This is a genomic window from Collinsella aerofaciens (assembly GCF_040926265.1).
In the GTDB taxonomy this organism is placed as follows: domain Bacteria; phylum Actinomycetota; class Coriobacteriia; order Coriobacteriales; family Coriobacteriaceae; genus Collinsella; species Collinsella aerofaciens_BB.
Genome location: NZ_JBCOIL010000045.1, coordinates 1 through 5,387 on the forward strand (window position 1 = coordinate 1; position 5,387 = coordinate 5,387).

Sequence of the window (5,387 nt, forward strand, 5' to 3'; positions counted from 1 at the left end):
AAAAAAGGGGGAGGCCGCGAGGCCTCCCCCTTCTCAGTTCAAGCGTACGGCTCGGTGCCGTCCACCGGTCAGCGGCGCCCTGGCCTCCCACGGGCTGACCCCGCAGTACTCTCGGCGCGATGGGGCTTAGCTTCCGGGTTCGGAACGGGACCGGGCGTGCCCCCCATGCTCTGGCCGCTGACCGGTGGGCGGCGCCCACCGTTACGGTGTCCGGTGTCTCTCTCACGTGCCCTGGGGGCCGCATGGCGCATAGGGGAGATGACTCGGGGGCATCCTCGTGCCCGGACCGCGCGTGAGCGCTGGGTCCCGCGGGCCGCGAGGTGCGGTTCCGGAAGAGCTCGGGCGATTAGTGCGGCTCGGCTGAGGCTGTCGCCAGCCTTGCACCTGCCGTCTATCGACCAGGTAGTCTACCTGGGCCCTTACCGGAAGGAGAACTAATCCCTGGAACGGCTTCCCGCTTAGATGCCTTCAGCGGTTATCCGCGCCGCACGCGGCTACCCGGCCGTGCCGTTGGTCGACAACCGGTTCACCGGAGGTGCGTCCACCCCGGTCCTCTCGTACTGGGGGCAGCCTCCATCGATTCTCCTGCGCCCACGGAGGATAGGGACCGAACTGTCTCACGACGTTCTGAACCCAGCTCGCGTACCGCTTTAAACGGCGAACAGCCGTACCCTTGGGACCTGCTCCAGCCCCAGGATGCGATGAGCCGACATCGAGGTGCCAAACCTTGCCGTCGATGTGGACTCTTGGGCAAGATCAGCCTGTTATCCCCGGAGTACCTTTTATCCGTTGAGCGACGGCCCACCCACTCGGGGCCGCCGGATCACTAGAGCCTGCTTTCGCACCTGCTCGGCTTGTGGGCCTCGCAGTCAAGCCCGCTTGTACTCTTGCATTCAAAAGGACGGTTGCCGACCGTCCCGAGCGGACCTTCGCGCGCCTCCGTTACCCTTTAGGAGGCGACCGCCCCAGTCAAACTGCCCGCCTGGCACGGTCCCCGAGCCGGTTGACGGCCTCGGGTTAGGACGCCGGTCGCGCGAGGGCAGTATTCCAAGGGCGGCTCCCCGGGGGCTGGCGCCTCCGGATCTTAGCCTCCTGCCTATCCTCTACACGCGGGACCAGCGGCCAATGCCAAGCTGCAGTGAAGGTTCACGGGGTCTTTCCGTCCTTCCGCGGGTAAGTCGCATCTTCACGACCAGTGCAATTTCACCGGGTCCATGGTCGAGACAGCGCCCAAGTCGTTGCGCCTTTCGTGCAGGTCGGAACTTACCCGACAAGGAATTTCGCTACCTTAGGACCGTTATAGTTACGGCCGCCGTTTACCGGGGCTTGGCTTCGGGGCTTCGCGCGATGCGCTAACTCCTCCGCGTGACCTTCCGGCACCGGGCAGGCGTCAGACCCTATACGTCGCCTTGCGGCTTCTGCAGAGTCCTGTGTTTTTGGTAAACAGTCGCTTGGGCCTCTCCACTGCGGCCCGCCTCCGCTCCCCGGGCGAGCCGGTTCACGTACGCGCGGGCACCCCTTCTCCCGAAGTTACGGGGCCATTGTGCCGAGTTCCTTGACCATGGTTGACCCGATCGCCTCGGTATGTTCTACCCACCCACCTGTGTCGGTTTGCGGTACGGGCGCGCACGCGCCTGCCTAGGGGTTTTTCTAGGGACCTCGGGCTCACTCGCTTCGCTTAAGTGCTTCGTCCGGAGCCTCGCCCTCAATGCGGACCGGATTTCCCTGGTCCGCGGGCCGCGCTCCATCACGGGGACGTCCAGAACCCCGCCGAGCCACCCCCATCCGTCGCCCCGTCGGTCGTAGCGCCGCGTGCGCGGTGCAGGAATGTCTGCCTGCTGCGCGTCGGCTACGCCTACCGGCCTCGCCTTAGCCCCCGACTGACCCTGGGAGGATTAGCCTTGCCCAGGAAACCTCGGGTTCACGGCGGACGAGTTACTCTCTCGTCTCTCGCTACTCATGCCAGCATTCTCACTCCCATGCGCTCCACCGTCGGTCGCCCTCCGGCTTCTCCGCCCATGGGAAGCTCCCCTACCGATTCTAATGAATTAAAATCCCGCCGCTTCGGTGTCCAGCTTAGCCCCGTGTATTGTCGGCGCATGTCCACTCGACCAGTGAGCTGTTACGCACTCTTTGAATGGATGGCTGCTTCTAAGCCAACATCCTGGTTGTCTGGGCGGACGCACATCCTTTGCCACTCGGCTGGAACTTGGGGACCTTAGCGGGCGGTCCGGGCTGTTTCCCTCTCGAGCACACAGCTTAGCCCACATGCTCTGACTGCCGCGCTCTGGGCCGCCGGCATTCGGAGTTCGGTTGGATTCGGTAGGCGGCGAAGCCCCCTCGTCCATCCGGTGCTCTACCTCCGGCGGTGAACGCGCGACGCTAGCCCTAAAGCTATTTCGGGGAGAACGAGATATCTCCGGGTTTGATTGGCCTTTCACCCCTATCCGCAGGTCATCGCCGCCGTTTTCAACCGACGTGCGTTCGGCCCTCCACGGGGTCTTACCCCCGCTTCAGCCTGCCCACGGATAGCTCACCCGGCTTCGCGTCCGCGGCGCGGGACTCAAGTCGCCCTGTTAAGGCTCGCTTTCGCTTCGGCTCCCTTTCGGTTAACCTCGCCCCGCGCCAGCGACTCGCTGGCTCATTCTACAAAAGGCACGCCGTCACACCATAAAGGTGCTCCGACTGCTCGTGGGCGCACGGTTTCAGGTACTGTTTCACTCCCCTCCCGGGGTGCTTTTCACCTTTCCCTCACGGTACTGGTGCGCTATCGGTCACAGGGTAGTACTCAGGCTTGGATGGTGGTCCACCCAGGTTCGGACCGGGTTTCACGTGCCCGGCCCTACTCAGGGACCGCGTCGCGCCGTCCGGTCTGGGTTCGCGTACGGGGCTGTCACCCGCTGCGGCCGGCCCTCCCATGCCGTTCCGCTCCCCAGCCGGACCTGCGCCCGGGGGCGGCAGCCCCCGGATGCGCGGCCCTGCAACCCCGTCGGCGGAACCCCTGCCGGGTATGCCCGCTCGACGGTTTGGCCATCGGTCCCCTTTCGCTCGCCGCTACTCGGGGAGTCTCGAGATTGATTTCCTCTCCTCCGGGTACTTAGATGTTTCAGTTCCCCGGGTTGTCCTCCCCCCGCCTATGTGTTCAGCGGGGGGATATGCACACTGCTGTGCATGGGTTCGCCCATTCGGAGACCCCCGGGTCGAAGGATGTGTGCTCCTCGCCGGGGATTATCGCAGCTTGCCGCGTCCTTCATCGGCTCCCTGTGCCAAGGCATCCGCCGTGCGCCCGTGGTATCTTGCGGGACCGCATCGGGCCCGCGGGATATCCACGTGTCGCTAATTAAGTTAATTAATCGATATCATGAATAGCGCTCGTATGTCGCAATTCGGGTATCTCATACCGCGGCACAGTGTCTTCACTGTGCTCGCGATCAGATGCTCCTCACTCATAAATAAGTGAATTCTTCTTGTTTGGATCGGATGAATGATTGCTATCATTCTGTCTGATAAATCGCAGAAAAGAATCGAGTCTGGAAGAGAATCTCTTCCATCTCTCTCCTATCGCTATGCGGCTCTCAAGGTACGCGGGTGCGACCCCGGGGACCGGGTGCTGCGGGGACTTCCTCCGGGCGACATCTACCGGACGGGCTCCTGCCCTCTATTCGAGTTAAGTTGATCTCTCTAGAAGATTTATCTCCCTAGAAAGGAGGTGATCCAGCCGCACCTTCCGGTACGGCTACCTTGTTACGACTTCACCCCCCTCACCCTCCACACCTTCGGCGCCTCCCCCCTCTCGGTTGGGCCGGCGACTTCGGGTGCAGACGACTCGGGTGGTGTGACGGGCGGTGTGTACAAGGCCCGGGAACGCATTCACCGCGGCATGCTGATCCGCGATTACTAGCAACTCCGACTTCATGGGGGCGGGTTGCAGCCCCCAATCCGAACTGGGGCCGGCTTTCCGGGATCCGCTCCCCCTCGCGGGGTGGCATCCCTCTGTACCGGCCATTGTAGCACGTGTGCAGCCCAGGGCATAAGGGGCATGATGACTTGACGTCGTCCCCGCCCTCCTCCGCCTTGACGGCGGCGGTCCCGCGTGGGTTCCCGGCATCACCCGATGGCAACACGCGGCGGGGGTTGCGCTCGTTGCGGGACTTAACCCAACATCTCACGACACGAGCTGACGACAGCCATGCACCACCTGTATGGGCTCCTCTCGGCCACGGGGTCTCCCCCGCTTCACCCATATGTCAAGCCCTGGTAAGGTTCTTCGCGTTGCTTCGAATTAAGCCACATGCTCCGCTGCTTGTGCGGGCCCCCGTCAATTCCTTTGAGTTTTAGCCTTGCGGCCGTACTCCCCAGGCGGGACGCTTAATGCGTTGGCTGCGGCACGGGGGGATCGTCCCCCCACACCTAGCGTCCATCGTTTACGGCTGGGACTACCAGGGTATCTAATCCTGTTCGCTCCCCCAGCTTTCGCGCCTCAGCGTCGGTCTCGGCCCAGAGGGCCGCCTTCGCCACCGGTGTTCCACCCGATATCTGCGCATTCCACCGCTACACCGGGTGTTCCACCCTCCCCTACCGGACCCAAGCCGCGGAGGTTCCGGGGGCTTCGGGGGGTTGAGCCCCCCGCTTCGACCCCCGGCCTGCCGGGCCGCCTACGCGCGCTTTACGCCCAATGAATCCGGATAACGCTCGCCCCCTACGTATTACCGCGGCTGCTGGCACGTAGTTAGCCGGGGCTTCTTCTGCAGGTACAGTCTTGACTCTTCCCTGCTGAAAGCGGTTTACGACCCGAAGGCCTCCGTCCCGCACGCGGCGTCGCTGCGTCAGGGTTCCCCCCATTGCGCAAGATTCCCCACTGCTGCCTCCCGTAGGAGTCTGGGCCGTGTCTCAGTCCCAATCTGGCCGGTCGGTCTCTCAACCCGGCTACCCGTTGTCGGCACGGTGGGCCGTCACCCCGCCGTCTACCTGATGGGCCGCGGAGCCATCCCCTCCCGTCGGGGCTTTAGCCGGGGTGCCATGCGGCACCCCGGGGTATCCGGTATTACCCGTCCTTTCGGGCGGCTATCCCGGGGGAGGGGGCAGGTTCTCCACGTGTTACTCAGCCGTTCGCCACTCGCTTCCCTCCGAGGAGGGGTGCCGTTCGACTTGCATGTGTTAGGCGCGCCGCCAGCGTTCATCCTGAGCCAGGATCGAACTCTCCGTCCAAAATATTTGGGCCTCGAGCCCGTCCGGTCCTCTCAGTTCATCGCTGATCGGTTCCGTTCGATTCATATGGTTCTAGTATAGGAAAAGGAATTTCTCGGGGCCGCCTCTCGGCGGCCTTGCGAAAAACAAATCCAAGTTAGACCATTTCAAATGGTTCGATGTCTGCCCGGATGCGACAC

The 5,387-nt window shown here is 63.4% G+C and carries 3 rRNA genes; all 3 read right to left on the reverse strand.

Annotated features, from left to right (window positions below):
- Positions 1–66 precede the first annotated feature (66 nt).
- The 3 genes from rrf to AB5767_RS09900 all read right to left on the reverse strand — a co-directional run bounded on the left by rrf (position 67) and on the right by AB5767_RS09900 (position 5,208).
- Positions 67–182 (reverse strand): 5S ribosomal RNA (rrf, locus tag AB5767_RS09890).
- 144 nt (positions 183–326) lie between these two features.
- A 23S ribosomal RNA gene (locus AB5767_RS09895) occupies positions 327–3,302 on the reverse strand.
- Between the two features lie 400 nt (positions 3,303–3,702).
- A 16S ribosomal RNA gene (locus AB5767_RS09900) occupies positions 3,703–5,208 on the reverse strand.
- Together the 16S, 23S and 5S rRNA genes form the textbook arrangement of a ribosomal RNA operon.
- Between the last annotated feature and the right edge of the window lie 179 nt (positions 5,209–5,387).